This is a genomic window from Microbispora sp. H10885, from assembly GCF_014161415.1.
Classification (GTDB): Bacteria; Actinomycetota; Actinomycetes; order Streptosporangiales; family Streptosporangiaceae; genus Microbispora; species Microbispora triticiradicis.
Genome location: NZ_JABBWY010000007.1, coordinates 238272 through 262467, shown reverse-complemented (window position 1 = coordinate 262467; position 24196 = coordinate 238272). Strand labels below are relative to the sequence as shown.

The window sequence follows — 24196 nt, the reverse complement described above, 5'->3', positions numbered from 1 at the left end:
TGCGATGGACGGCATGCGCGGAGACCCGGCGGCACTGCTGCTGCTGGCCGACTCCCGGCTGCCCGCGGGCGGGCACGCCCATTCGGGCGGGGTGGAGGAGGCCGTGCGGCTCGGCACGGTCACCGACGTCGACGACCTCGCGCGGTTCCTGCGCGGCAGGCTCGCCACCGCCGGCCTCGTGACCGCGGCCCTGTCCGCCGCCGCCTGCGAACTCGCGGCCGGCGAACCGGACGTCGTCGGGAGGGCCGGCGGGACGGCTGCGGCCGGTTCGCCGGCCCCGCCCGTCCGGCCGTACGCCATGGACGCGTCGTGGCGGACGGGCGGCAGCGGCGGGCCGGGTGCGGCGGCGTCCGAGGTCGCGGCGGCGGAGGACCTCCGCCGGCGGCTGTGGCGGCGGCTGGACGACGAGGCCGACGCGCGGACCGCGTCGCCCGCCCAGCGGGAGGCCGCGCGGACCCAAGGGCGGCTCCTGCTGCGCACCGCCCGCCGGTTGTGGCCGTCGCCGGCCCTGGAGACGCTGGCGCGGGCCATCCCGGAAGGTCCGCATCACCCGATCGCGCTGGGCGCCGCCGCGGCGTCCGCGGGCTGCGAGCCCCAGCAGGCCGCGCTGGCCGCCGCCTACACCTCGGTGACGGGCCCGGCCACGGCCGCGGTGCGGCTCCTCGGCCTCGATCCGGTCACCGTCCACCGGCTGCTCGCCGACCTCGCGCCGGCGCTCAACGACGCGGCCCACGCCGCCTGCGCGTCCCTCATGGACACGGTCCTGACGGACACGACGCTCACTGACACAACCCTCACGGACCCGGCACTCACGGACGCGGCACTCGACGACACGACACCGGCGGGCCCGGCTCTGAGCGGCCCGGCTCCGAGCGGCCCGGCTCTGAGCGGCCCGGCTCCGAGCGGCCCGGCGGGCATGGACGCCTCGCCTGGCAGCGCCGGTCCTCCGCCGGGCGACGCGTCCGGATCCGCCCAGACGGGATGGCGAGGAGGCTGGGCGGGGCTGCCCGGGCACAGCGCGCCGGCCCTCGACCTCCTCGCCGAAGGACACCTGGCCAACCCGATGAAGCTCTTCGTCTCCTGACACCTCCCGAGACGTCCCCCGACGTCGCCGACCGGGCCGCGACCCACGCCGCGGCTCACGAGCAGAAGGGTCCAGATCATGGGCGCCTACCACGACGACCTCCACGACGCGGCCGAGCCGGACGGGCGGGCGCTCCGCCTCGGCATCGGCGGCCCGGTCGGCAGCGGCAAGACGGCCCTGGTGGCGGCGTTGTGCCGCAGCCTCGGGCCCTCCCTGCGGCTCGGGGTCGTGACCAACGACATCTACACCACCGAGGACGCCGACTTCCTGCGCCGGACGGGGGTGATCGACCCCGAGCGGATCCAGGCGGTGCAGACCGGCTGCTGCCCCCACACCGCGATCCGCGACGACATCGCGGCCAACATCGACGCGGTCGAGACGCTGGAGGAGCGGTTCGGGCCGCTCGACCTGGTGATCGTCGAAAGCGGCGGCGACAACCTCACCGCGACCTTCAGCCGCGGCCTGGCCGACCGGCAGATCTTCGTGCTGGACGTGTCCGGCGGCGACAAGGTGCCGCGCAAGGGCGGGCCGGGGGTGACGACGGCGGACCTGCTGGTGATCAACAAGACCGACCTCGCGCCGATGGTCGGCGCCGACCTGACCGTGATGTCCCGCGACGCGGCGGCCGTACGGGAGGGCAGGCCGGTGCTGTTCACCTCGATCAGGGAGGACAGGAGCGCGCACATGGTCGCGCAGTGGGTGACCGACATGGTCGACGTCTGGCGTCACGACCACGGCGTCGCCCACCACCACGGCCTCTCCGCGCACGGTTCCTCCGCGCGGCGTGTCCCGGAAGACGTCTCCCCCGATGGAGGCGCCGCAGACGGGATATCCGTCAACAGGGTCGCCGCGGACGACGTCGCGCCGGAGCGGAAGGAGCACGGGGAGCAGCAGTCGCGTCCCGTCACCGCGCCGTGAGCACGGCGGCGGCGGTCACCGCGCGGGCGCTGATCAGGACGAGCATGGCCGACGGCGGCGGCACCCGGCTGGAGACCCTGCGGTCGGACCCGCCGCTGACCCTGCGCAGGACCGGCCCGCGCCGGGTGCATCTGGTCTCGACGGGCGCCGGTCCCCTGCGGGGCGACCACCTCGATCTCGGCGTGGACGTCGCGCCGGGCACGTCGCTGGAGGTGTGCTCGGTGGCCGCCACGCTGGTGCTGCCGGGCCTCGCGGAGGCCCCCTCGGTCATGCTGGTGCGGGCGCGGGTGGGGGCCGGCGCGACACTGCGCTTCTCCCCCGAGCCGACGGTGCTCGCCGCCGGGTGCTCCCACCGCCTCGTCGTACGGCTCTCGCTGGCGGAGGACGCGACCGTCCTGTGGCGCGAGGAGATCGTGTTCGGGCGGCACGGGGAGCGGCCGGGCCGCTGCCATGCGAGGTTCGACGCCACCGTCGCCGGACGTCCCCTGCTCCGGCAGAACCTCGTGATCGGCGAGGAGACCGTGGACGGCAGCCCGGCCGTCTACGGAGACGCCCGGTGCGTCGGCTCCACCCTGGTCGCGGGCCCCGCCTGGCGGCCCTCGGCCGGGGACAAGCGGGAGCGGCGGGCGGTGGTCGGAGAAGGCTGGGCCGCGCTCCCGCTCGCCGGTCCCGGCGTGCTGGTCTCCGCTCTGGGCGCGGACGCGGTGCAGCTCAGGCGGCGGCTCGAACACGGCGAGGACGCCGCCGCGTCACACGCGACCGGCTGAACGCGCCCACAGCTGAACCGTGCCTACAGCTGAGCCGTGCCATGGACCCAGCCCGCAGCCGAACCCTGCCCATGGACCCTGCCCACAGCTGAAGCGCGCCCCCGGCCACCCGTCCCCGCCGAATCTCCGCCCGGGACCGCACCCGATCTCCGCGTCGGGCGGCGCCGGGCCGTAGCCTGGTGATCGTGCCGGAACCCACGCCGCATTCCGCCCCCCGACCGCACCGCACGAGCGTCGCCGGCGCCCTGCGGGCCGCCGGAGTGATCGCCGCGGGATTCGTGCTGGCCGTCGCCGCACTGCTCCCGTGGGCCGGGCTCACGGCCGAGTTCGGCGTGATCGACGCGTCGCTCACCGCCGTACGCGGCGTCGACGAGGGCCCCGGGTGGGTGGTCCTGGGCGCCGGGATCGCCGCGATGCTCCTCGGCGTCCTCGGCGCGATGCGTAACTGGCTTTTCACCGGGCTGGCGATCCTGCCGGGCGCGGTCGCGGCGTTCGCGCTGGCGATGTTCCTCGCCGATCCGCGCGACCTGGTGAGCCGGCTCGACTTCCAGGTCTCCGGACTGCTCCGGGTACACCCGACGGTCCAGTACGGCTGGTTCGCCGGCCTGCTGGCCTCCGTCGCGCTGGCCGTGCTGGCCTGCGCCGCGCTGCTCCGCCGCCGCTGACCACGCCGCCGACCACGCCGCCGACCACGCCGCCGACCACGCCGCCGACCATGCCGCCGGCCACCGCACGCGGGCGGCGGGATCAGTCGTAGAAGCCGAGCCGGCGCAGCTGCTTGGGGTCGCGCTGCCACTCCTTGGCCACTTTGACCCGGAGGTCGAGGTAGACCCGGGTGCCGAGCAGGGCCTCGATCTGCTGCCGGGCGCGGGTGCCCACGTCCTTGAGCCGGGCGCCGCCCGGGCCGATGACGATCGCCTTCTGGGACTGCCGCTCGACGAACATGTGGGCGTACACGTCGAGCAGGTCGTCGCGGCCCTCCCGGGGGTTCATCTCCTCCACCATGACCGCGATCGAGTGGGGCAGCTCGTCCCGCACGCCCTCCAGCGCCGCCTCGCGGATCAGCTCGGCGACGAGCACCTGCTCCGGCTCGTCGGTCAGCTCGCCGCCGACGTAGAGCGGGGGCGACTCGGGCAGCCGCTCGATCAGCACATCGGCGAGGACGCCGAGCTGCTCGCCGCTCTGCCCGGACACCGGGACGATCTCGGCGAACTCGGCCAGCGCGGACACCGCGAGGAGCTGGTGCGCGATCTGCTCGCGGGTGGCGAGGTCGCACTTGGTCACGACGGCCACGACCGGGGTCTTCTTGACCGCGGCGAGCTTCTCGACGATGAACCGGTCGCCCTTGCCGATGGCCTCGTTGGCCGGGACGCAGAACCCGATGACGTCGACCTCGGTGAGCGTGGACAGCACCAGGCTGTCGAGCCGCTCACCCAGCAGGGTGCGCGGACGGTGGAAGCCGGGGGTGTCGACGATCACCAGCTGGGCGTCCGGCCGGTGGACGATGCCGCGGATGGCCCGCCGCGTGGTCTGCGGCTTCGACGACGTGATCGCCACCTTGGTGCCGACCAGTGCGTTCATCAGCGTCGACTTGCCGACGTTGGGGCGGCCGACGAAGCAGGCGAAGCCCGCGCGGAAACCGCTGGGTTCGGCGTTCACGTCAGATGTACCGGCCCTTCAGCGAGCCGTCCGGGGCGGCCAGGAACAGCGTGCCGTTGCCCATGTCCTCGACGACGGAGACGTCCTGCTCGCCGGGTTCGTCGGCCTCGCTGACGATCGCCGCCGCCTCCAGCGACTTCGCGCCGCTGGACACGGCCATGGCCACGGCCACCTGGAGGGCCGAGAGGCGGAGCGAGGGCAGCGTCACCGTCGTCGCGGCGTACGTGCGGCCCGTCTCGTCACGCACCGCGGCGCCCTCCGGAACGCCCGCGCGTGCCCGCGCCGACCTGGCCAGCGTGATGATTTTGGTGTCCTCGGGGTCCAGCGTCTCTGTCACCCGTCAAGCGTACCGACCTCCCGGACGAGCAACCGGGCCAGTTCGGCCGTACGGGCCGGGTCGGGCGGGGTCAGCCCCGCGTGCACGAGCGTGATCAGCGTGTGGCCGGAGCGGGCGACGACCAGGTGCATGCGGTAGGGGTAGCCGCCGGCCCTGCCCGTCAGCCCGCGGGCGGCGGCGTCGGGACCGCCGATGCCCGGCAGCGGCACCGGCGAGGCCTTCAGGCGGTCGTACGGCGTGCCCGCGTCGGCGGTCGCGCAGCGGATCAGGGCGGCGCGCAGCACGTCGAGGTGCTGGGCCGCCTCGTTCCCGTCGTAGACGGCGAGCCCGACGCCGGCCAGTTCGCCGAGGTGCGGCCCGTCGTACGTGGCGGCGGTCACGGCTGCGGCGCCACCGAGGCCGTCACGCGGAGGCCTGCCCGCCGCGGCGTCGAAGAGGGCGCGGCAGGCGCTCGCGCGGGGGCGGAAGGGCGCCCGCCAGGGCGCCCGCGCGTGGCTGAAGAAGCCCTCGGGAAGATCCCGCATCGTCCCCAGCACGCCCCTCAGACGCCCCGTGCTCCGCGCCGCCATGGCGTCCCGCGTGGCCCGCACGCCCGTGCCCCGGGTCGCCGGCGCGCCCGCGTCCCGGGTGGCAAGAGCGTCCCGGGTGGCACGGGCGTCCTGAGTGGCACGGGCGTCCTGAGTGGCACGGGCGTCCCCGGTCGCGCCCGCGTCCGACGTGGCTCGCGCGCCCGCACTGTCCGGGGCGAGGGCGCCTGTCGTCCGGGGAGAATCGCGGATGGCCCGCGCGGTGGTGTACGTCGCGACGCTGGGCCCGGCGGCGAGGGCCAGGAGGCCCGCGACTGCCGCGTGGACGATCCGCATGTCCGCCTCCCCGCCGCTCGGGCGCGTTGCCGGAGGTTGTCCTTCCCCGGACCGGAAGCGGGTAATCACTTTGCGTAACCGATACGGGGCTTCCACCTCGGAAGGTGAAAGCCCCGCACCGCTTACGGATCCCCCACGAGAGTTGCCGGTGCGCCGCGAACCCCTCCCGGAGCGCCGGTCTCCCTATGAGGCGCCCCGAACCCCTTCTGGGCGCCTGGGACAACAATGGCAGGGCGCACTTGCAAGCCGCTTAAAGAAGGCTTGCACCCGTCGGCGGGCTCTGCGTCTCCCGCAGCCGATCACGGGCCACCGAGGCGTAGTCTCTGGCGGGCCGCGCCCCCTGGCCCCGCGTGAGCCCGCTCTCCCGCCGCGCGTACCGGAGGTCGGCCCGCTCGGCGGCGGTCAGGGCGTACCGCGCCGCCCGCACCGGATCACCGCCCAGCGCGTGGTGGTGCGCGAGCGCCGCCGCCTCGTCCGGGCGCAGCCGTTCGAGCACCGCCGCCACCCGGGCGTGCGTGCGGGCGCGGCGCAGCCGCGGCAGCGCGCCGTACACGGTGTCGCGGAGGACCGGGCTGGCGAAGCGAAGCCCGCCGCCGCCGGGTTCGACCAGCACCCCGGCCAGGAGCGCCGCCTCGGCCGCGTCAATCACAGCGTCCTCACCGCCGCCGTGGACGGCCACGAGCACGTCGAGGTCCACGCCCCTGGCGTGAACCCCCGGGACCTCGGCGTCGAGCACCGCCGCCTCGCCCAGCACCGTGCGCACCCGGGCGGGCAGGACGGCGAGGCGCGCCGCGAGCACGTCGCGAACTCCGGCGGGAACGGTCGTCAGGGCCGCCGCCTCGCCCTCGGCCGCGATCAGGCGCGCGGTCTCCCGGAGGAAGAAGGGGTTGCCCCCGGTCCGCGCGGCGACCGCGGTCAGGGCCGGGCGGGTGACCGGCACGCCGGCGACGGCGGTCACGAGGCCGGCGGCGGCGCCGGGCCGCAGGCCGCGCAGGGCGATCCGGAGCGGTTCGCGCCGGGCGAGCGCCGCCATCGTCCCGGCCAGCCGGCCCGCCTCCTCCTGCCTGAAGGTGCAGACGACGGTGACGGCCGCGCCGGCCGTCTCCGCGACGACCTCCACGAGGGTGTCCAGCGTCTCCCGGTCGGCCCGGTGCAGATCCTCGACGACGAGCATGATCGGCGCCTCGGCGGCCGCGGCGCGCAGGTGGGCCGCGACCGCCCGCCGCCCGTGGAACCCCTCGCCCCGCAGGCTCCCGGCCCGCACGCTCCCGGCCGTGTCGAACGGCATGGCCGTCGTGAGCGTACGGAGGATCTCGGTCCAGGCCCAGCCGGGCGGCGCGCCCCGGGTCGCCGGGCAGCGCCCGATCGCGACCCGCGCGCCCTGCCCCGCCCGGACGGCGGCGGCCTCCTCGACGAGCGCGGTCTTGCCCATGCCCGCCTCGCCGCTGACGAGCGCGACGCCCTCGGACCGGTCCAGCAGAAGCGACAGCTCGCTCCGCCGCCCGAAGAGCCGGACGCGGCCCTCCCCGCCTCCGGGCACCGCCGTGAGAGCCGTCGCGGGGCCCGCTGTGGAGATCTCCAGGAGAACCGCTCCATCGGCCACCGTGGGGACCGCTCGCGGCGCCGCCGCCGCGGAGGCCGCTCCGGGCGGTTCCGTGGACGTCGCCGGCGGCACCGCCGCCGCACCGGGCTCGGCGGGGGTGACACGCGGCCCGGTCTCGCGCGTCGCGATGCCGCGGACGGGGATGTCGCCCACGGGTAGGTCGCGCGCGAGACGGGGGCGTGCCGACTGGTCGTCCCAGCCGGCCGTACGAGCCGGGCCGGGCAGGTCCAGCTCGGGGGAATGGGCGAGGATGCCGGCCTCCAGGCGGCGCAGCGCGGGACCGGGATCGACGCCGAGCTCCGCCACGAGCATGCGGCGGGCCTCGCGGAGCGCGGCGAGCGCGTCGCCCTGCCTGCCCTGCCGGTAGAGCGCGGTGGCGAGCAGCCGCCAGCCCTCCTCACGCAGCGGGTGCTCGGCGAGGTGGGCGCGCAGATCCGCGATCACCGAGCCGGGCGTGCCGAGCGCCATCACCGCCGAGGCCCGCTGCTCGACGGCCGTCGCCCGAAGCTCGTCGAGCCGGGCGATCTCGTTGAGCGCCCAGTCCGCCGACGCGAACTCCAGGTACGCCGGGCCCTTCCACAGGGCGAGCGCATCCTCCAGCGCGGCGACCGCGGCGGCGGCGTCACCGTCGAGCAGCCGCCGGCTGCCCTGCCGCACCAGTTCCTCGAACCGCCAGGCGTCCACGTGCTCGGCGCGCAGGGCGTACCCCGGGGGCACGGTCACCAGGAGCCTGGCGGGCGTGCGGATCGTCCGCCGCGGCTCCAGGGCCCGGCGCAGGTGGGAGACGTACGTCTGGATGGAACCGGCGGCGCCCGGAGGCGGCTGGTCCCGCCACAGGTCGCTGATCAGCCGCCCGACGGGCACGACCTGGCCCCGGGCGACCAGAAGGCGCCCGAGCACCGAGCGCTGACGAGGGCCGCCGAACTCGATCGGCCCGTCTTCGCCGATGGCTTGAAGCGCTCCAAGTACGGAGAAGACCGCCATGGGGGGCACACTACAAGGCCGGATATTTCCAGACCAGATTCACTCGTGGTCGGCGCTCGCGGCCACGACCTCGTCGCCGGGAGCGGGCTCCTCACGGCGTACGACGACGGTGCTGATCCGGTTGCGGCGTCCCGCGAGGTTCTCGGCGGTCAGGCGCAGGTCGCCGATCACGGCCTCGGAGCCCGCGATCGGCACCCGGCCCAGGGCGTGCGCCAGCAGGCCGCCGACCGTGTCGACGTCCTCGACTTCGATGTCGGTGCCGAACAGCTCGCCCAGCTCCCCGGCCGGGAGCCGCGCGGTCACCCGGGCGGCGCCGTCGTCGAGCCACTCGATCCGCGGGGTCTCCTGGTCGTACTCGTCGGCGATCTCCCCGACGATCTCCTCGATCACGTCCTCGATCGTGACGAGACCGGCGGTGCCGCCGTACTCGTCGATGACGATGGCGAGGTGGATCTGCCGCGCCTGCATCTCGCGCAGCAGCTCGTCGATGGGCTTGCTCTCCGGCACGTACGTCGCGGGGCGCATGAGCTCGTCCACCCGGACGCCGTCGTCGCCGGTGTCCTGTATGCGGCGGACGATGTCCTTCAGGTAGGCGATGCCCACCACGTCGTCCTCGTTCTCCCCGACGACGGGGACGCGGGAGAAGCCGCTGCGCAGCGCCAGCGAGAGCGCCTGGCTCAGCGTCTTGCCCCGCTCGATGAAGACCATGTCGGTGCGCGGGACCATGACCTCGCGCACCAGCGTGTCGCCCAGCTCGAAGACCGAGTGGATCATCTCGCGCTCGTCGGGCTCGATGACCCTGCGCTGCTCGGCGAGGTCGACCAGGTCGCGCAGCTCCGCCTCGGAGGTGAACGGCCCCTCCCGGAAGCCCTTGCCGGGGGTGAGCGCGTTGCCCAGCAGGATCAGCAGCTCGGGCAGCGGTCCGAAGATCTTGGTCAGGCCGTACACGACCGGCGCGCTCGCCAGGGCGACGGGCTCGGCGTGCTGACGGCCGAGCGTACGCGGCATGACCCCGACGATCACGTAGCTCACCAGGATCATGGCCAGGGCCGCCCCGGCGTACGCCTGGCCGCGGTCGCCGAGCCAGTCGATGAACAGCAGCGTCGCGATCACCGTGGCGACGAGCTCGCAGCTCAGCCGCAGCAGGAGCACCAGGTTGAGGTAACGCGGGGGGTCGGCGACGATCGTCTGCAACCGCACCGCGCCGCGCCGCGCCTCCTTGACGAACTCCTCGGCCCGTACGCGGGAGATGCGGGTCAGCGCGGTCTCGGCGCTCGCGAGAAGGCCGCCGACCACGATGAGGACGACGGCCGAGATCAGCCAGCCGTTGTTCACGGCTTCCGCCGCACCTCCCGCCAGGCGCCGAGGAGCTCGTCCTGCAGCCCGAACATCTCGGCGTGCTCCTCGGGCTCCGCGTGGTCGTAGCCCAGCAGGTGGAGGATGCCGTGCGTGCACAGCAGCTCCAGCTCGTCCTGGGCGCTGTGCCCGGCCTCGGCGGCCTGCTTCTCGGCCACCTGCGGGCACAGCACCACGTCGCCCAGCAGCGCGGGGTCGGGGGACGCGTCCTCGTCCCGCCCGGTGTTGGGCCGTAGCTCGTCCATCGGGAAGGCCAGCACGTCGGTCGGGCCCGGCTCCCCCATCCACTGCTCGTGCAGCTCGGCCATCGCCCCCGCGTCGATCACCAGGATCGACAGCTCGGCCAGCGGGTTGATCCCCATCCGGCCCAGGACGTGCCCGGCGAGCTCGACGAGTGCCGTCTCGTCGACCTCGACGCCGGACTCGTTGGCCACCTCGATGCTCACGGGGTCTCCTCACCCGCCATGGTCGTGCTCACCGCCGGTTGTTCCGCGGCCGCTTGTTGATCGCCCGTGGCTCGGAGGCCACCGCGGCGTCGTATCGGCCGTAGGCGTCGACGATGTCGCTCACCAGCTTGTGCCGGACCACGTCCGCGCTGGTCAACCTGCTGAAATGGATGTCCTCGATGCCTTCGAGGATCTGCTGGACGACCTTGAGGCCGCTGTCCTGACCGCCGGGCAGGTCGATCTGGGTCACGTCGCCGGTGACCACGATCTTCGAGTTGAACCCGAGCCGGGTCAGGAACATCTTCATCTGCTCGGGCGAGGTGTTCTGCGCCTCGTCCAGGATGATGAAGGCGTCGTTGAGCGTGCGCCCGCGCATGTAGGCGAGCGGCGCGACCTCGATCGTCCCGGCCGCCATGAGACGGGGAATCGAGTCGGGGTCCAGCATGTCGTGCAGCGCGTCGTACAACGGCCGCAGGTAGGGGTCGATCTTCTCGTAGAGCGTGCCGGGCAGGAACCCGAGCCGCTCCCCCGCCTCGACGGCGGGGCGGGTGAGGATGATCCGGTTGACCCGCTTGTTCTGCAGGGCCTTCACGGCCTTCGCCATCGCCAGGTACGTCTTGCCGGTGCCGGCGGGGCCGATGCCGAAGACGATGGTGTGACTGTCGATCGCGTCGACGTACCGCTTCTGGTTGACCGTCTTCGGACGGATCGTCCGGCCCCGGGAGGACAGGATGTCCAGGGACAGGACCTCGGCCGGACGGTCGGTGGCCATCCGCAGCATGTGGATGCTTCGTTCGACGGCGTCGGGGGACAGCTCGGCACCCGAGCGGATCAGCTCCGTCAGCTCCTCGAAGAGGCGGACGACGACGCCGCTCTCCTCGGGACTGCCGGTGATGGTGATCTCGTTGCCCCGTACGTGGATGTCGGCGCTGAAAGCGCCCTCGATGACCCGCAGCAGCTCGTCACCCGACCCGAGGAGGCTGACCATCGGCTGCCCCTCGGGGATGACTACCTTGGCCTGGGTCTGGCTGATGTGCTGTGACTCGGACATGGGCGGCCCTTGCGGCCCTGATCGCCTCCTCGGTTCCCTCTCATGCTACTAGGGCGCCCCTAGCCCGGGGGCCAGGTGAGGCTCCGGCCGCCGAGCACGTGCGCGTGCACGTGGAAGACCGTCTGCCCGGCGCCCGTCCCGGTGTTGAACACCACCCGGTAGCCCGGCTCGGCCACACCCTCCTGGACGGCCACCGCGTGGCAGGCCGCGAGCAGGTCGTCCGCGAGGCCGTCGTCGGCCGCGGCCAGGGCGGCGGCGTTCTCGTGATGGGCCTTGGGCACGACGAGGACGTGTGTCGGGGCCTGCGGGTTGATGTCGCGGAAGGCGAGCGCCCGCCCGGTCTCCAGGACGATGTCCGCGGGGATCTGCCTGGCCACGATCTTGCAGAATAGGCAGTCGGTCACGCGCCTCACCCTAACGGTCGCCGACGACGATTGATGACGGCAATGATCCTCGCGGCTACTGTGGTTGTGCGAGACTTCACCAGACAACCCCCCTAGTGTCGCGCGAGGACACCGCTGGGCCATGCCCTCTAATGATTCGGAAGAACGTAAACCCCCCGGGGATGACGAGCGTCCTATTGACGTGACCACCGAGACCCTCGTGGCCGACAGGTCGTTGGGGACGGTGCCCGTCGGGTGGGATGCCGACATGGCCGTGACGGCGCTCTACAGCGCTCACTATCGGTCACTGGTGCGTCTCGCGGTGCTGCTGGTCCGTGACGTGGCCAGCGCGGAAGAGGTCGTTCAGGACGCCTTCGTCGCTCTGCATGGAGCGTGGCGGCGCCTGAGGGACACCGACAAGGCACTGGCCTACCTTCGCCAATCGGTCGTGAACCGCTCGCGTTCGGTGCTGCGGCACCGCGCGGTCGTCGAGAAGTACGCCCCGAAGGGCCTGCCGGACGCCCCGAGCGCCGAGAACGGCGCGATCGGCGAGCTCGAACGCTCGGCCGTCATCGAGGCGCTCCGCGGCCTGCCCACCCGGCAGCGCGAGGCGCTGGTGCTGCGATACTACGGCGACCTGTCGGAGGCCGAGATCGCGCACGCGATGGGCATCAGCAAGGGCGCGGTGAAGAGTCACACGGCCCGCGGCATGGCCGCACTACGCATGGCACTGGAGCAGTTCTCATGACCTTCCCGCCCGACGACGAGTACGGCGAGTCGCTCCGCCGTGCCCTGCGCGCGGAGGCGGACTCGGTCGTGCCGTCTCCCGAAGGACTCGACATCATCCGCCGGCGCATCGACCAGCGGGGCCTGCGCGGCCTGCGGAACGTGCTGTGGCTGCGGGTGGGCGCCGCGGCCGCCGGAGCCGTCCTCGCGGCGGGCGCGGTCGTGATGCTCGTCCCCGGCCTGCGTGAGCAGGTCGCCGACCGCACCGGTATCGCGCAACTGGGCGACACCCGCGAGGAGGACCCGCAGAGCTCGACCGTGACGCGCCCGCCCGCCGGCGGGAGCGCCTCGCGGCCCGGAGTGGTGATCATCGTCACCACCAGCCCGAGCCCGTCGCACGGGCGGACCAGCCCGTCCCCGACGCACCGTCCGGGCTCGGCCACCAGGCCGTCGCCGTCGCCGTCCGACCCCTGCGCGTCGCCCCCGGCACGGGCCGGAGTGGTCGACCCCGACCCGCCGACCCTGCCCGCGACGTGCCCGCCCGTCCAGACGACGCAGCCCGCGCCGCCGCCGGCCACGCACACCGCCGCCCCCTCGTCGGCTCCGCCCACGGCGACCGCCACGCCCTCGGCCACTCCCAGCGCCCAGCCCACGGAGACGGCCACGCCCTACTCGGCCGAGACCCCCACCCCCTGACCGCCTGTCCCGGCGATCACGGTCCTCACCAGCGGCCGCAGCGGGCCAGGAGGACGGCCGCCGCGGCCACGCCCGCCGTCGAGGTGCGCAGCACGGTGGGGCCGAGCAGGGCCGGTACGGCTCCCGCCGCTCGGAACCCGGCGATCTCCTCGTCGGTGACGCCGCCCTCCGGGCCGACGATCACCACGATGTCGCCGGGGACGTCCGGCAGTGCGAGGCGGCTCAGCGGCTCGGCGGCCTCCTCGTGCAGCACGACCGCGAGCGGCGCCGCCGAGACGAGCGAGCAGACCCGCGCGGTCGTGGCCTGCTCGGTCACCTCCGGCAGGTGGAAGCGGCGGGCCTGCTTGGCCGCCTCGCGCGCCGTGCTCCGCCAGCGCGCGAGCGACTTGCCGGCCCGGTCGCCCTTCCACTGCGTGACGCAGCGGGCGGCGGCCCAGGGGACGATCACGTCCACCCCGGCCTCGGTCATCATCTCGACCGCGAGCTCGCCCCGGTCGCCCTTGGGCAGCCCCTGCACGACCACCAGCCTCGGCCGCGGGGGCGGCACCTCGTAGCGGCGCAGCACCGCGGCGGTCAGCGCGTCCTTGCCGGCCGACGTCACCGTGCACTCGGCCACCCGGCCCGCGCCGTCGGTGAGGTCGACCCGCTCCCCCGCCCGCAGGCGGCGCACCGACGCGGCGTGCCGCCCCTCGGGCCCGTCGAGGACGATCGTGTCCCCGGTCTCACCGGCCGCCTCCGACAGGAACACGGGAACGCTCACGGCCTCACCGGCCGTTGAAGGCGTCCCGCAGGCGGGAGAAGAAGCCCTGCTGGCCCGGGGAGAACTTGCCGGGCGGCCGTTCCTCCCCGCGCAGCTTCGACAACTCCCGCAGGAGTTCCTCCTGCTGCGGGTCGAGCTTGGTCGGCGTCTCGACGTTCACGTGGATCAGCAGGTCGCCCCGGCCGGTCTCGTTGAGCCGCTGGATGCCCTTGCCGTACAGGGGGATGACCTGACCGGCCTGGGTGCCGGGCCGGACGTCGATGGCCTCCGCGCCGTCGAGGGTGTCGATCGACAGGACGGTGCCGAGCGCGGCGGCGGTCATCGGGATCTGGACGGTGCAGTGCAGGTCGTCGCCCCGGCGTTCGAAGATCTGGTGCGGCCGCTCGACGATCTCCAGGAACAGGTCGCCCGGAGGGCCTCCGCCCGGCCCGACCTCGCCCTCGCCCGCGAGCTGGATGTGCGTGCCGTCCTCGACGCCGGCCGGGATCCGCACCTTGATCGTGCGCCGGGTCCTGACCCGTCCCTCGCCCGAGCACTCCATGCAGGGGTGCCGGATGACGCTGCCGTACCCACCGCACTGGGGGCAGGGGCGCGACGTCATGACCTGGCCCAGGAACGAGCGGGTGACCTGGGAGACCTCGCCGCGCCCGTGACACATGTCGCAGGTGTCGGGGTGGGTGCCGGACGCCGCCCCGGAGCCCTGGCAGACGTCGCAGACCACGGCGGTGTCGACCACGATCTCCCGGGTGGTGCCGAAGGCGGACTCCGCCAGGTCCAGTTCGACCCGGATGGTGGCGTTGCGGCCGCGGCGGGCACGCGAGCGGGGACCCCTCGCGGCGCCGGCGGAACCGAAGAAGGCGTCCATGATGTCGCTGAACGGGAAGCCCCCGCCGAAGCCGCCCGCCCCGGCCGGCCCGCCGCCACTCGCGAACGGATCGGCGCCCATGTCGTACATGCGGCGCTTGCCCGCGTCGGACAGCACCTCGTACGCCTGGTTGATCTCCTTGAACCGCTCCTGGGTCTCCGGATCGGGGTTGACGTCCGGATGCAGCTCACGGGCAAGACGGCGATACGCCTTCTTGATCTCTTCCTGGCTGGCGTCGCGCCGGACGCCAAGGGTCGCGTAGTAGTCGTTGGACACTTATGACCCCGCCAGGATCTGGCCCACGTACCGCGCCACCGCGCGCACCGCACCCATCGTCACCGGATAGTCCATTCGTGTCGGGCCCAGCACTCCAAGCCGGGCCAGTTCCTTGTCGCCCGAACCGTATCCGGCGGCCACGATAGAGGTGCCGCGCAGCCCGCTGTAGGGATTCTCGGATCCGATTCTGACGGTGAGTTCGGACAGCCCGCCGGTCTCGCCCAGCAGGCGCATGAGCACGACCTGCTCCTCCAGCGCCTCAAGCACGTCACGCAGGCCGACGCTGAAGTCGGCGCCCGCCAGATTGGCCGTACCGCCGAAGACGATCTTCTCCTCGTGCCGCTCGACGAGCGTCTCCAGGAGCACGGACATGATGGTCGCCACCACCGGCCTCTCCTCCGGCGGCAGCCGTTCGGGGATGCCGGCCACGGTCTCGGGCACCTGAGAGAGCCAGCACCCGTCGAGGCAGCCGTTCAGCACGGAGCGCAGGTTCGCGATCCGGTCCTCGGCGAGCGCCTCGGGCAGATCGACCACCCGCTGCTCGACCCGCCCGGTGTTCGTGATCAGCACCAGCATGACCCGGCGCTCCGCCAGCGGGACGATCTCCACGTGGCGGACCGACGACCTGGTGAGCGAGGGATACTGCACGACGGCCACCTGCCGGGTGAGCTGCGCGAGCAGCCGCACCGTGCGCATGACGATCTCGTCGAGGTCGACCGCCCCGGCGAGGAACGTCTCGATGGCCCTGCGCTCCGCCCCCGACAACGGCTTGATCTGCGACAGCCGGTCCACGAACAGGCGGTATCCCTTGTCGGTCGGGACCCGCCCGGCGCTGGTGTGCGGCTGCGTGATGTAGCCCTGCTCCTCCAGCGCCGCCATGTCGTTGCGGATGGTCGCCGGGGAGACGCCGAGGTTGTGCCTGTCCGCCAGGGCCTTGGACCCCACCGGCTCGTTGGTGGACACGTAGTCCTCGACGATGGCGCGCAGGACGGCGAGCTTGCGGTCGTCGAGCAATGTGTCACCTCCCTGTGCCCTGGAAACACCGACTCTGGCACTCTGTGTTCCCGAGTGCCAAGTGTACGGCTACCACCGCTCGGCGTGCGATAACGAGCAGACGATCAGGGGCAACACGCCGTGAATCCGGGCGCAACCGGCGGGCCGGCGGCCCGGGATTTGCTAGCGTTCCCCGCATGTACGGGCGGGACGTGCTTTCCGGAGACTGGCGGCGGCCACGGCGGGGGCAGATCCCCGAGATCCCGGCCGAGCCCGACCTCGTGGTCGAGGACGCCGAGGGCCGTTTCTGCGGCGCGGTGGTGGACTGCGACAAGGAGGCCGTGACGCTGGAGGACCGCTTCGGGCGGCGGCGGGTGTTCCCGCTGACCCCCGCCGGGTTCCTCCTCGACGGCAGGCCGGTGACGCTGGTCCGTCCCCAGGCCCGGCCGTCCGGCCCGCTGCGGAGCGCCTCCGGGTCGATCGCGGTCGAGGGGCTGCGCGCCCAGGTCGCCAAGGAGAGCCGCATCTACGTCGAGGGCGTCCACGACGCCGCGCTGGTCGAGAAGATCTGGGGACACGACCTGCGCGTCGAGGGGGTCGTCGTCGAGTTCCTGGAGGGCGTCGACGACCTGCCCGCGATCGTCGGGGAGTTCGGCCCGGAGCCGGGCAGGCGGCTGGGCGTGCTCGTCGACCACCTGGTGCCCGGTTCCAAGGAGAGCCGCATCGCGGCCCAGGTCTCCGGCGCGGACGTGCTCGTCGTGGGGCACCCCTTCGTGGACATCTGGCAGGCGGTCAAGCCCCGGGCACTCGGCATCCAGGCGTGGCCGGACGTGCCGCGCGGCGTGCCCTGGAAGGAGGGCGTGATCGCCGCGCTGGGCTGGCGGATGGACCCCCAGGAGGCGTGGCGGCACATCCTCGGCCGGGTCACGACCTACGCCGACCTGGAGCCCGAGCTGCTCGGGCGCGTCGAGGAACTCATCGACTTCGTCACCGCCCCTGATCAGCCGGACTGAGGGGTCAGACGGATCATGGGGTCAGGTCGCGTACGACGGCGTCGGCGAGGAGCCGGCCGCGCAGCGTGAGGACGGCCCGGCCCGCCTTGAACGCCTCGGTCTCCAGCAGCCCGTCCCCCAGCGCCCGCGCGCAGGCCGTACGCGCCTCGGGGGCGAGGTCGGCGAGCGGGAAGCCCGAGGCGAGGCGCAGCTCCAGCATGACGCGCTCGACGGCCCTGTCCTCCGCCGTCAGCACCTCCCGGGCGTGCGCCGGGGAGGTCCGGTCCGCCAGGCGGGCGGCGTACGCGGCGGGGTGCTTCACGTTCCACCAGCGGGTGCCGCCGACATGGCTGTGCGCCCCCGGGCCCACCCCCCACCAGTCGCCGCCGGTCCAGTAGAGCAGGTTGTGGCGGCAGCGGGCCTCGTCCCCCGCCGCCCAGTTGGAGATCTCGTACCAGCTCAGGCCCTCGGCCGTCAGGGTCTCCTCGGCGATGAGATAGCGGTCGGCCGCCACGTCGTCCTCGGGCATCGGCAGCTCGCCGCGCCGGATGCGGGCGGCGAGCCGGGTGCCGTCCTCCACGATCAGGGAGTACGCCGAGACGTGGTCGGGACCGGCCGCCAGGGCGGCCTTGAGCGAGGCCCGCCAGTCGTCGTCGCTCTCCCCCGGCGTGCCGTAGATCAGGTCGAGGTTGACGTGCTCGAACCCGGCCGCGCGGGCCTCCCGTACGGCCTCGGCGGGCCGGCCGGGGGTGTGCCGCCGGTCGAGGACGGTGAGGACGTGCTCGCCCGCGCTCTGCATGCCGAAGCTCATCCGGGTGAAGCCGCCCTCCCGCAGCTCCTTCAGGTAGGCCGGGTCGACGGACTCGGGGTTGGCCTCGGTGGTCACCTCGGCGCCCGGCCGCAGGCCGAACTCCTCGCCGACGGCGTCCAGGATCCGTACGAGGTCGGCGGCGGGCAGCAGGGTCGGCGTGCCTCCGCCGAAGAAGACGGTCTCGACCGGCGGCGCGGCGTCCCCGAGCACGCGCCGGGCCAGCCGCACCTCCTCGATCGCGGTGGCGGCGTAGTCCCGCTGCGCGGCGCCCGGCCCCAGCTCCGCGGCCGTGTAGGTGTTGAAGTCGCAGTAGCCGCAGCGCGTCGCGCAGAACGGCACGTGCACGTAGAAGCCGAACGGACGGGAGCCGAGCCCGTCGAGGGCTCCGGGCGGCAGCGCGCCGCTCGCGGGGACGGGATCACCGTCGGGAAGCACGGAAGGCACGCCTCCAGTCTGCCGTCACTCGCGCGGTGCCGTTGACGGGGTGATCGGAGGGGTCTACGATCGGCGCAATTTACAGGAAACTTTCCTATAAGTTGTTGCCCGGGAGGCCGGCGTGCTCATGAGAAGGACACTCGCCGTGGCGGTCGCCGCCACCCTGGCCGCCGGGCTCGCGCCCGCCCAGGCCCAGGCCACGACGGGCGGGGACCGCTACAAACGGGTGGCCTACTTCATCCAGTGGGGGGTCTACGGCCGGAATTTCCACGTGCGTGACGTGGAAGCCAGCGGCGCGGCGGCGAAGCTGACCCATCTCAACTACGCCTTCGGCTTCGTCGGCCCCGAGGGCACCTGCTACTCGGCCGACCCCTGGGCGGACTGGCAGCGGCCGGTGCCCGCCGAGCAGAGCGTCGACGGCGTGGCCGACGCCGACGACCAGCCGCTCAAGGGCAACCTCGGCCAGCTCAGGAAGCTCAAGGCCCGCCACCCCGGCCTCAAGGTCCTCATCTCCATCGGCGGCTGGACCGGATCGAAGTACTTCTCCGACGCCGTTCTCACCCCCGCCTCCCGGGCCCGGCTCGCCGCCTCGTGCGTCGACCTGTGGCTCAGGGGCGACCTGCCCGGCCTGCCCGGCGGCGCCGCCGCCGGAGTGTTCGACGGCATCGACCTCGACTGGGAATGGCCCGGCTCCTCCGGAAACGACGGCAACGTCATCCGGGCCGAGGACAAGCAGAACTTCACCCTGTTCCTGGCCGAACTCCGCCGCCAGATGCGGGCCCACGACCGGCGCGCCGAACTCACCGCCTTCCTCCCGGCCGCCGCCGCCAAGATCGACGCCGGTTTCGAGGTGAAGAAGGTCTTCGGCCTGCTCGACTTCGCCACCGTCCAGGGCTACGACCTGCACGGGCCGTGGGAGAACCGCACCGGGCACCAGGCCAACCTGCTCACCGACCGCCGCGACCCCGGCCCGGTCAAGTACAGCGTCGACCAGACCGTACGCGACTATGTCGGCCGCAGGGCGCCCGCCCGCAAGATCGTCGTCGGCGTCCCCGCGTACGGCCAGGGCTGGACCGGGGTCACCTCCGGCGGCGACGGCCGCTACGCCCCCGCCGCCGGCCCCGCACCCGGCACCTGGGCCGCCGGCAGCGACGACTACAAGAACCTCGCCGGCAAGCCCGGCAGGCGCTACCGCGACCTGCTCACCGGCGCCCTGTGGCTCTACGACGGCAACGAGTTCTGGTCCTACGACGACCCCGCCGTCATGCTGCAGAAGGCCGCGTACATCCGCCTCAAGGGCCTCGGCGGCTCGATGCTGTGGTCCATCGACCAGGACGACGCCGAAGCCTCCCTCACCTCCGCCCTCTACTCCGTCCTGAGGTGATCCGACCTGGGGAGGGGGCCACCCCCTCCCCAGGTCGTGACGTCAGGAGGTCAGGGGCTGGTGCAGGTGGCGGTGGGGGTGGCCGCGCTGCCGTTGGCGGTGAAGCCGAACGTCGTGGACGCGCCCGCCGCGATCGAGCCGTTGTAGGACTCGTTGGTGACCGTCACCGAGGAACCGGACACACTCTGCCGGCCGTTCCACAGGCTGCTGATGGTCTGGCCGCCCGGCCAGGTCCACTTCACGGTCCAGCCGTTGACCGCCGAGCTGCCCGCCTGAACCGTCACCTCGGACTGGAAGCCGCCGCCCCAGCTGTTGATCGTCTTGATCGTCGCCGAGCATCCGCCGGGAACCGGGGACGTCGACGGCGAGGCCGACGGGCTCGCGCTGGGACTCACGCTCGGGCTCGCACTGGGACTGGCACTGGGGCTGGCACTCGGGCTGGCACTCGGGCTGGCACTGGGGCTGCTCCCGGGACTGCTGACCCGGTAGACCACGGTGCCGTGCGCCGGAACGCTGGCGGAGATCGTGCCGCTCGTGGTGCTGGTCGCGTTGGTCCAGGCGTCCGTCAGCGTCACCGTGCCGCCGGACTTGCCGATGGCGGAGGTGGTCGTCGAGACCGTGGTGGTCGAGCCGCCCTGGTTGAACAGGGCGACCGCGACGTCGCCGTTGGCGAGCTTCTTGGCGAGCACGCGCCGGGTGCCGTCGTTGGACACCTGGGTGGCCTGCAGGCCCAGCGAGTCCTGGTTGATCGCGATGAGGTTCTTGTTCTTGAGGATCGTCTGCGTCGCCGAGTCCATGGAGCGGATGTCGTTGCCCGCGATCAGCGGGGAGGCCATCATCGCCCAGAGCGCGAAGTGGCTGCGCATCTCGGTGTCGTTCATGCCGCCCCGGCCGATCTCCATCATGTCCGGGTCGTTGAAGTGCCCGGGACCGGCGTACGAGGCGAGCGGGACGGTGACGTTCACGATGTTCTGGATGCCCATGGGATAGCCGTTGGTCTGGCCCGTGTCCCACTTGTTCGTGATGTCCTCGGTGGTGCGCCACATGTTCGCGACGTCGCCCCAGTTGCGCTGGGGGCCGGTCTTCGAGTGGATGCTGTTGGGGTTGATGCTGTAGACGATCGGCCGGCCGGTCGCCTTCAGCGCGTCGCGCATCTTGGCGAACGTGGCCACCTGGTCGTTGATCGTGCCGTTCGGGGAGCACCAGTCGTACTTCAGGTAGTCGACGCCCCACGCCGCGAACTGCCGGGCGTCCTGCGCCTCGTGGCCCTGGCTGCCGGTCGCGCCGGGATAGCTGTTGAAGTACTGCGCGCAGGTCTTGTCCACGGGCACCTGGTAGATGCCGAACTTCAGGCCCTTGTTGTGCAGGTAGTCGCCGAGCGCCTTCATCCCGCTGGGGAAGCGGGAGGGGTCGCCCTGGATGTTGCCCGCCGAGTCGCGGTTGGGGTTGAACCAGCAGTCGTCGACCACCACGTACTGGTAGCCGAGGTCACGCAGGCCGCTGTTGACGATGGCGTCGGCCATCCCCCTGATCAGCGACTCGTTGATGTTGCAGCCGAAGGTGTTCCAGCTGTTCCAGCCCATCGGCGGGGTCCTGGCCACCCCGTTCTCCAGTGCCTGCGCCGGGCTCACGGTGGTAAGCGCCACGGCGCCCGACGCGAGGGCCAGCGCCGCCGTGACGGCGGGGACCAGCGTCGTGCGGATGCGTTTCCTGTCCATCGGCATCGCTCCTCAGCGGGTGCGCTTCAACTGACGGGGATGTTAGCGTTAACAACCGCCCGTGATCGTCGCCGATCACGTGCTGGCCATTGCGTATCCCATTGGCGAAGATCCGGTGGCGGCCGCGGACGGCGCCACGGCGCGGAGCCAATCCCATGCGCGGGGAACGGTCAAGACACCCGTGTGCGCGATGCCGGGGCACGAGCCGGGCCGCACCGGCCTGATCTGGGCGCGGAAGCCCGAGGCGGGCCGCCCGGCCGTGGAGCACCGGCTGTAACTTTCACCTCCCGCCTACCTGGCGAGAGGTGACCGGCTCACGTGTTCGCGCGCCCGCTGTCACACCGTACGGCCGAGGTAGGCGAGGAGGCGCCGACGCGCGGGCGGGCAGGCGACCGGGCCGGAGAGGTGGGGATGAGGGCCCGGCGATCAGGGCGCGGTGGTGATCAGGAGGCGGGGGCCACGGTGCGGCTTCCGAGCACGCGCTGGGCGACCCTGTCCCACTTGTCGCTGCGGCCGGGCTGGGCGAGGATCCGCAGCAGCAGGTCCCCGTCGCCGTGGTAGGCCCGGAACGCCTCGCCGATGGTCACGCCGTCCGCGGGCCGGTCCAGCACCTCGATCTCGTCACCGGCGCCGAGTTCGCCCTCCTCGATCACGCGGAAGTACGCTCCAGTACGGCCCGCCTCGGTGAAGCGCCTGACCCAGCCGCGCTCGTCGAGCCAGTTCCGGAACACGACACAGGGGATGCGGGGATAGGTGACCTCCAGGACGGCGGTGCCGACCCGCCAGCGCTCACCGAGGAGCGCCCCGGTCAGGTCGGCCCCCGATGTCGTGAGGTTCTCCCCGAACCGGCCGTCGCGCAGGTCCCGGCCCATCCGGGGCTCCCACCAGTCGTAGTCCTCCCGGGCGTACGCGTACACCGCCTGGTCCCGGTGCCCGTGGTTGGCGGTGTCGGCGCGCTCGTCCCCGGCCAGGCCGTTCCCGTGTACGGCGACACGCCCCTCGGCGCGGCGCTTGTCGATGGCGGTACGCCGGAGGTCGCCGGCCCATTCCGCGTCGACGGCCCGGCCCACATTCACAGAGAGGATGCGCATGGCCAAACGTTAACGGATGGTCATGTTTCCGCGCGATCCCATTAAGTTGTCATGAAACCAGACAGGGAGTTACTTCTTGGTCTTGTCCGGGGCCTCGGAGGAGAGGGCGGCGACGAAGGCCTCCTGGGGGACCTCCACGCGGCCGACCATCTTCATCCGCTTCTTGCCCTCCTTCTGCTTCTCCAGCAGCTTGCGCTTCCGGCTGATGTCACCGCCGTAGCACTTGGCGAGGACGTCCTTGCGGATCGCGCGGATGTTCTCGCGGGCGATGACGCGGGCGCCGATGGCGGCCTGGATCGGGACCTCGAACTGCTGCCTCGGGATCAGCTCCTTGAGCTTCTTGGCCATTTCCACGCCGTAGGCGTACGCCTTGTCGCGGTGGACGATGGCGCTGAACGCGTCGACGGTCTCGCCCTGGAGCAGGATGTCCACCTTGACCAGGTCGGCCGCCTGCTCGCCCGACGGCTCGTAGTCGAGCGAGGCGTACCCCCGGGTCTTCGACTTGAGCTGGTCGAAGAAGTCGAAGATGATCTCACCGAGCGGCAGCGTGTAGCGGATCTCGACCCGGTCCTCCGAGAGGTAGTCCATGCCCTGGAGCTGCCCGCGGCGGCCCTGGCACAGCTCCATGATCGCGCCGATGAACTCGGCCGGCGCGAGCACCGTGGCCTTCACCACCGGCTCGTAGATCTCGCCGATCTTGCCGGCCGGGAACTCCGAGGGGTTGGTGACGACGTGCTCGTTGCCGTCCTCCATGATCACCCGGTAGATGACGTTGGGCGAGGTCGAGATCAGCGACAGGTTGAACTCGCGCTCCAGCCGTTCCCGCACGATCTCCATGTGCAGCAGGCCGAGGAAGCCGCAGCGGAAGCCGAAGCCGAGCGCCGCCGAGGTCTCCGGCTCGTACACGAGCGCGGCGTCGTTCAGCCGCAGCTTGTCGAGGGCCTCGCGCAGCTCGGGATAGTCGTCGCCGTCGATCGGATAGAGCCCCGAGTAGACCATCGGCTTGGGATGCTCGTAGCCGCCCAGCGCCTCCGCGGCGGGCTTGAGCGCGTTGGTGACCGTGTCGCCGACCCGCGACTGGCGCACGTCCTTCACGCCGGTGATCAGGTAGCCCACCTCGCCGACGCCGAGGCCCCGGTCGGACGGCATGGGCTCCGGCGAGATGACGCCGATCTCCAGCAGCTCGTGCTGGGCGACCGTCGACATCATCAGCACACGCTCACGCTTGGACAGGTGCCCGTCCACCACCCTGACGTACGTCACCACACCCCGGTAGGTGTCGTACACGGAGTCGAAGATCAGCGCGCGGGCGGGGACGTCCGGGTTGCCGACGGGCGCCGGGACGTGCTCCACGACGTGGTCGAGCAGCTCCTTGACGCCCGCACCGGTCTTGCCGGACACGCGCATCACGTCGCCGGGGTCGCAGCCGATGAGGCCCGCGATCTCCTCGGCGTACTTGTCGGGCTGCGCGGCGGGCAGGTCGATCTTGTTGAGCACCGGGATGATGTGCAGGTCGGCGTTCATGGCCAGGTAGAGGTTGGCCAGCGTCTGGGCCTCGATGCCCTGTGCCGCGTCCACGAGCAGGATCGCGCCCTCGCACGCCTCCAGCGAGCGCGACACCTCGTAGGTGAAGTCGACGTGTCCCGGTGTGTCGATCATGTTGAGGACATGGCCGTTCCAGGGCAGCCGCACGGCCTGCGACTTGATCGTGATGCCCCGCTCCCGCTCGATGTCCATGCGGTCGAGGTACTGCGCACGCATCGACCTGTCGTCCACGACGCCGGTGAGCTGCAGCATGCGGTCGGCGAGTGTCGACTTGCCATGGTCGATGTGCGCGATGATGCAGAAGTTGCGGATCAACGCGGGGTCGGTCTGGCCAGGCTGAGTGCGCACCGGAGTCCGTTTCAACAGGGTGTGGTCATACAGGTTTCGAGTGACTGCTGGTCGATCGGGCCGCCCTCGCCTCGCGCTCGGCGGGCCCTCTCTCGGCTGGCGGAC

General features: G+C 72.6%; 24 protein-coding genes. 9 read left to right on the top strand and 15 right to left on the bottom strand.

The genetic code is table 11. The annotated features are described in order from the left end of the window. The first annotated feature begins 4 nt into the window (after positions 1-4). The 4 genes from HHX37_RS20185 to HHX37_RS20170 all read left to right on the top strand — a co-directional run bounded on the left by HHX37_RS20185 (position 5) and on the right by HHX37_RS20170 (position 3434). Positions 5-1084 carry an urease accessory protein UreF gene (locus HHX37_RS20185; protein WP_259406601.1) on the top strand — a complete coding sequence of 360 codons (1080 nt, stop codon included), beginning with the start codon at positions 5-7 and terminating at the stop codon, positions 1082-1084. A gap of 78 nt (positions 1085-1162) precedes the next feature. Next, positions 1163-2002, top strand: a complete 840-nt coding sequence (gene ureG, locus HHX37_RS20180; RefSeq protein ID WP_182886380.1) for an urease accessory protein UreG — start codon at positions 1163-1165, stop codon at positions 2000-2002. Next, positions 1999-2769, top strand: a complete 771-nt coding sequence (locus HHX37_RS20175; RefSeq protein WP_310737922.1) for an urease accessory protein UreD — start codon at positions 1999-2001, stop codon at positions 2767-2769. The genes ureG and HHX37_RS20175 overlap by 4 nt, the downstream gene beginning before the upstream one ends. A gap of 185 nt (positions 2770-2954) precedes the next feature. Next, positions 2955-3434 (top strand): hypothetical protein, encoded by a 480-nt coding sequence (locus HHX37_RS20170; protein WP_133305843.1) that lies wholly within the window; start codon positions 2955-2957, stop codon positions 3432-3434. A gap of 82 nt (positions 3435-3516) precedes the next feature. Here HHX37_RS20170 and era read toward each other — a convergent pair whose 3' ends face one another. The 8 genes from era to HHX37_RS20130 all read right to left on the bottom strand — a co-directional run bounded on the left by era (position 3517) and on the right by HHX37_RS20130 (position 11472). Continuing rightward, a complete protein-coding gene (era, locus tag HHX37_RS20165) occupies positions 3517-4428 on the bottom strand; it encodes a GTPase Era (protein ID WP_111697196.1) in 912 nt (303 codons plus the stop codon). 1 nt (position 4429) lies between these two features. Further along, a complete protein-coding gene (locus HHX37_RS20160; RefSeq protein ID WP_182879312.1) occupies positions 4430-4765 on the bottom strand; it encodes a cytidine deaminase in 336 nt (111 codons plus the stop codon). After that, on the bottom strand, positions 4762-5628 hold the full coding sequence (locus tag HHX37_RS20155; RefSeq protein WP_182886379.1) for a hypothetical protein: 867 nt from the start codon (positions 5626-5628) through the stop codon (positions 4762-4764). The genes HHX37_RS20160 and HHX37_RS20155 overlap by 4 nt, the downstream gene beginning before the upstream one ends. 250 nt (positions 5629-5878) lie before the next feature. Then, on the bottom strand, positions 5879-8215 hold the full coding sequence (locus HHX37_RS20150) for a BTAD domain-containing putative transcriptional regulator (RefSeq protein ID WP_182886378.1): 2337 nt from the start codon (positions 8213-8215) through the stop codon (positions 5879-5881). Between the two features lie 39 nt (positions 8216-8254). Next, positions 8255-9550: a hemolysin family protein gene (locus tag HHX37_RS20145; protein ID WP_310740454.1), complete on the bottom strand. Its 1296-nt coding sequence runs from the start codon at positions 9548-9550 to the stop codon at positions 8255-8257. Next, positions 9547-10017: an rRNA maturation RNase YbeY gene (gene ybeY, locus HHX37_RS20140; RefSeq protein WP_111697200.1), complete on the bottom strand. Its 471-nt coding sequence runs from the start codon at positions 10015-10017 to the stop codon at positions 9547-9549. The genes HHX37_RS20145 and ybeY overlap by 4 nt, the downstream gene beginning before the upstream one ends. Before the next feature lie 28 nt (positions 10018-10045). Beyond that, positions 10046-11068, bottom strand: coding sequence for a PhoH family protein (locus HHX37_RS20135; RefSeq protein WP_111697201.1), 1023 nt, complete (start codon positions 11066-11068; stop codon positions 10046-10048). Positions 11069-11127: 59 nt separating this feature from the next. Beyond that, positions 11128-11472, bottom strand: coding sequence for a histidine triad nucleotide-binding protein (locus tag HHX37_RS20130; protein WP_310737924.1), 345 nt, complete (start codon positions 11470-11472; stop codon positions 11128-11130). A gap of 247 nt (positions 11473-11719) precedes the next feature. On the opposite strand from HHX37_RS20130, the gene HHX37_RS20125 reads away from it, so the two are divergent. Beyond that, positions 11720-12199 (top strand): SigE family RNA polymerase sigma factor, encoded by a 480-nt coding sequence (locus HHX37_RS20125; protein WP_111697223.1) that lies wholly within the window; start codon positions 11720-11722, stop codon positions 12197-12199. Continuing rightward, positions 12196-12873 carry a hypothetical protein gene (locus HHX37_RS20120; RefSeq protein WP_182886377.1) on the top strand — a complete coding sequence of 226 codons (678 nt, stop codon included), beginning with the start codon at positions 12196-12198 and terminating at the stop codon, positions 12871-12873. Before HHX37_RS20125 ends, HHX37_RS20120 begins: the two co-directional genes overlap by 4 nt. Positions 12874-12898: 25 nt before the next feature. Here HHX37_RS20120 and HHX37_RS20115 read toward each other — a convergent pair whose 3' ends face one another. Genes HHX37_RS20115 through hrcA form a run of 3 tightly spaced genes read right to left on the bottom strand, consistent with a single transcriptional unit; the run spans position 12899 to position 15788 of the window. After that, complete coding sequence (locus HHX37_RS20115; RefSeq protein WP_182886376.1) at positions 12899-13633, bottom strand: 16S rRNA (uracil(1498)-N(3))-methyltransferase; 735 nt, start codon at positions 13631-13633, stop codon at positions 12899-12901. Positions 13634-13637: 4 nt separating this feature from the next. Then, positions 13638-14774 (bottom strand): molecular chaperone DnaJ, encoded by a 1137-nt coding sequence (gene dnaJ / locus HHX37_RS20110; RefSeq protein ID WP_111697205.1) that lies wholly within the window; start codon positions 14772-14774, stop codon positions 13638-13640. Continuing rightward, positions 14775-15788: a heat-inducible transcriptional repressor HrcA gene (hrcA, locus tag HHX37_RS20105; RefSeq protein WP_111697206.1), complete on the bottom strand. Its 1014-nt coding sequence runs from the start codon at positions 15786-15788 to the stop codon at positions 14775-14777. 176 nt (positions 15789-15964) lie between these two features. Here hrcA and HHX37_RS20100 point away from each other — a divergent pair, with 176 nt between their 5' ends. Beyond that, positions 15965-16780: a DUF3097 domain-containing protein gene (locus tag HHX37_RS20100; protein WP_182879318.1), complete on the top strand. Its 816-nt coding sequence runs from the start codon at positions 15965-15967 to the stop codon at positions 16778-16780. A gap of 13 nt (positions 16781-16793) precedes the next feature. Here HHX37_RS20100 and hemW read toward each other — a convergent pair whose 3' ends face one another. Next, positions 16794-18014 (bottom strand): radical SAM family heme chaperone HemW, encoded by a 1221-nt coding sequence (hemW, locus tag HHX37_RS20095; protein ID WP_182886375.1) that lies wholly within the window; start codon positions 18012-18014, stop codon positions 16794-16796. 118 nt (positions 18015-18132) lie between these two features. Between hemW and HHX37_RS20090 the strand changes: the two genes are divergently transcribed. Continuing rightward, on the top strand, positions 18133-19389 hold the full coding sequence (locus HHX37_RS20090; protein WP_182886374.1) for a glycoside hydrolase family 18 protein: 1257 nt from the start codon (positions 18133-18135) through the stop codon (positions 19387-19389). A gap of 50 nt (positions 19390-19439) precedes the next feature. Here HHX37_RS20090 and HHX37_RS20085 read toward each other — a convergent pair whose 3' ends face one another. Further along, the gene (locus HHX37_RS20085; RefSeq protein WP_220498552.1) at positions 19440-21107 is read right to left on the bottom strand and encodes a cellulose binding domain-containing protein; all 1668 of its coding nucleotides are present in this window, start codon (positions 21105-21107) and stop codon (positions 19440-19442) included. A 61-nt stretch (positions 21108-21168) separates the two neighbouring features. On the opposite strand from HHX37_RS20085, the gene HHX37_RS20080 reads away from it, so the two are divergent. Continuing rightward, positions 21169-21384, top strand: a complete 216-nt coding sequence (locus tag HHX37_RS20080) for a hypothetical protein (RefSeq protein WP_182886373.1) — start codon at positions 21169-21171, stop codon at positions 21382-21384. 166 nt (positions 21385-21550) lie between these two features. On the opposite strand, the gene HHX37_RS20075 is transcribed toward HHX37_RS20080, so the two are convergent. Beyond that, complete coding sequence (locus tag HHX37_RS20075; RefSeq protein WP_182886372.1) at positions 21551-22198, bottom strand: MOSC domain-containing protein; 648 nt, start codon at positions 22196-22198, stop codon at positions 21551-21553. Positions 22199-22267: 69 nt separating this feature from the next. Further along, on the bottom strand, positions 22268-24091 hold the full coding sequence (lepA, locus tag HHX37_RS20070) for a translation elongation factor 4 (protein ID WP_182874749.1): 1824 nt from the start codon (positions 24089-24091) through the stop codon (positions 22268-22270). Positions 24092-24196 lie beyond the last annotated feature (105 nt).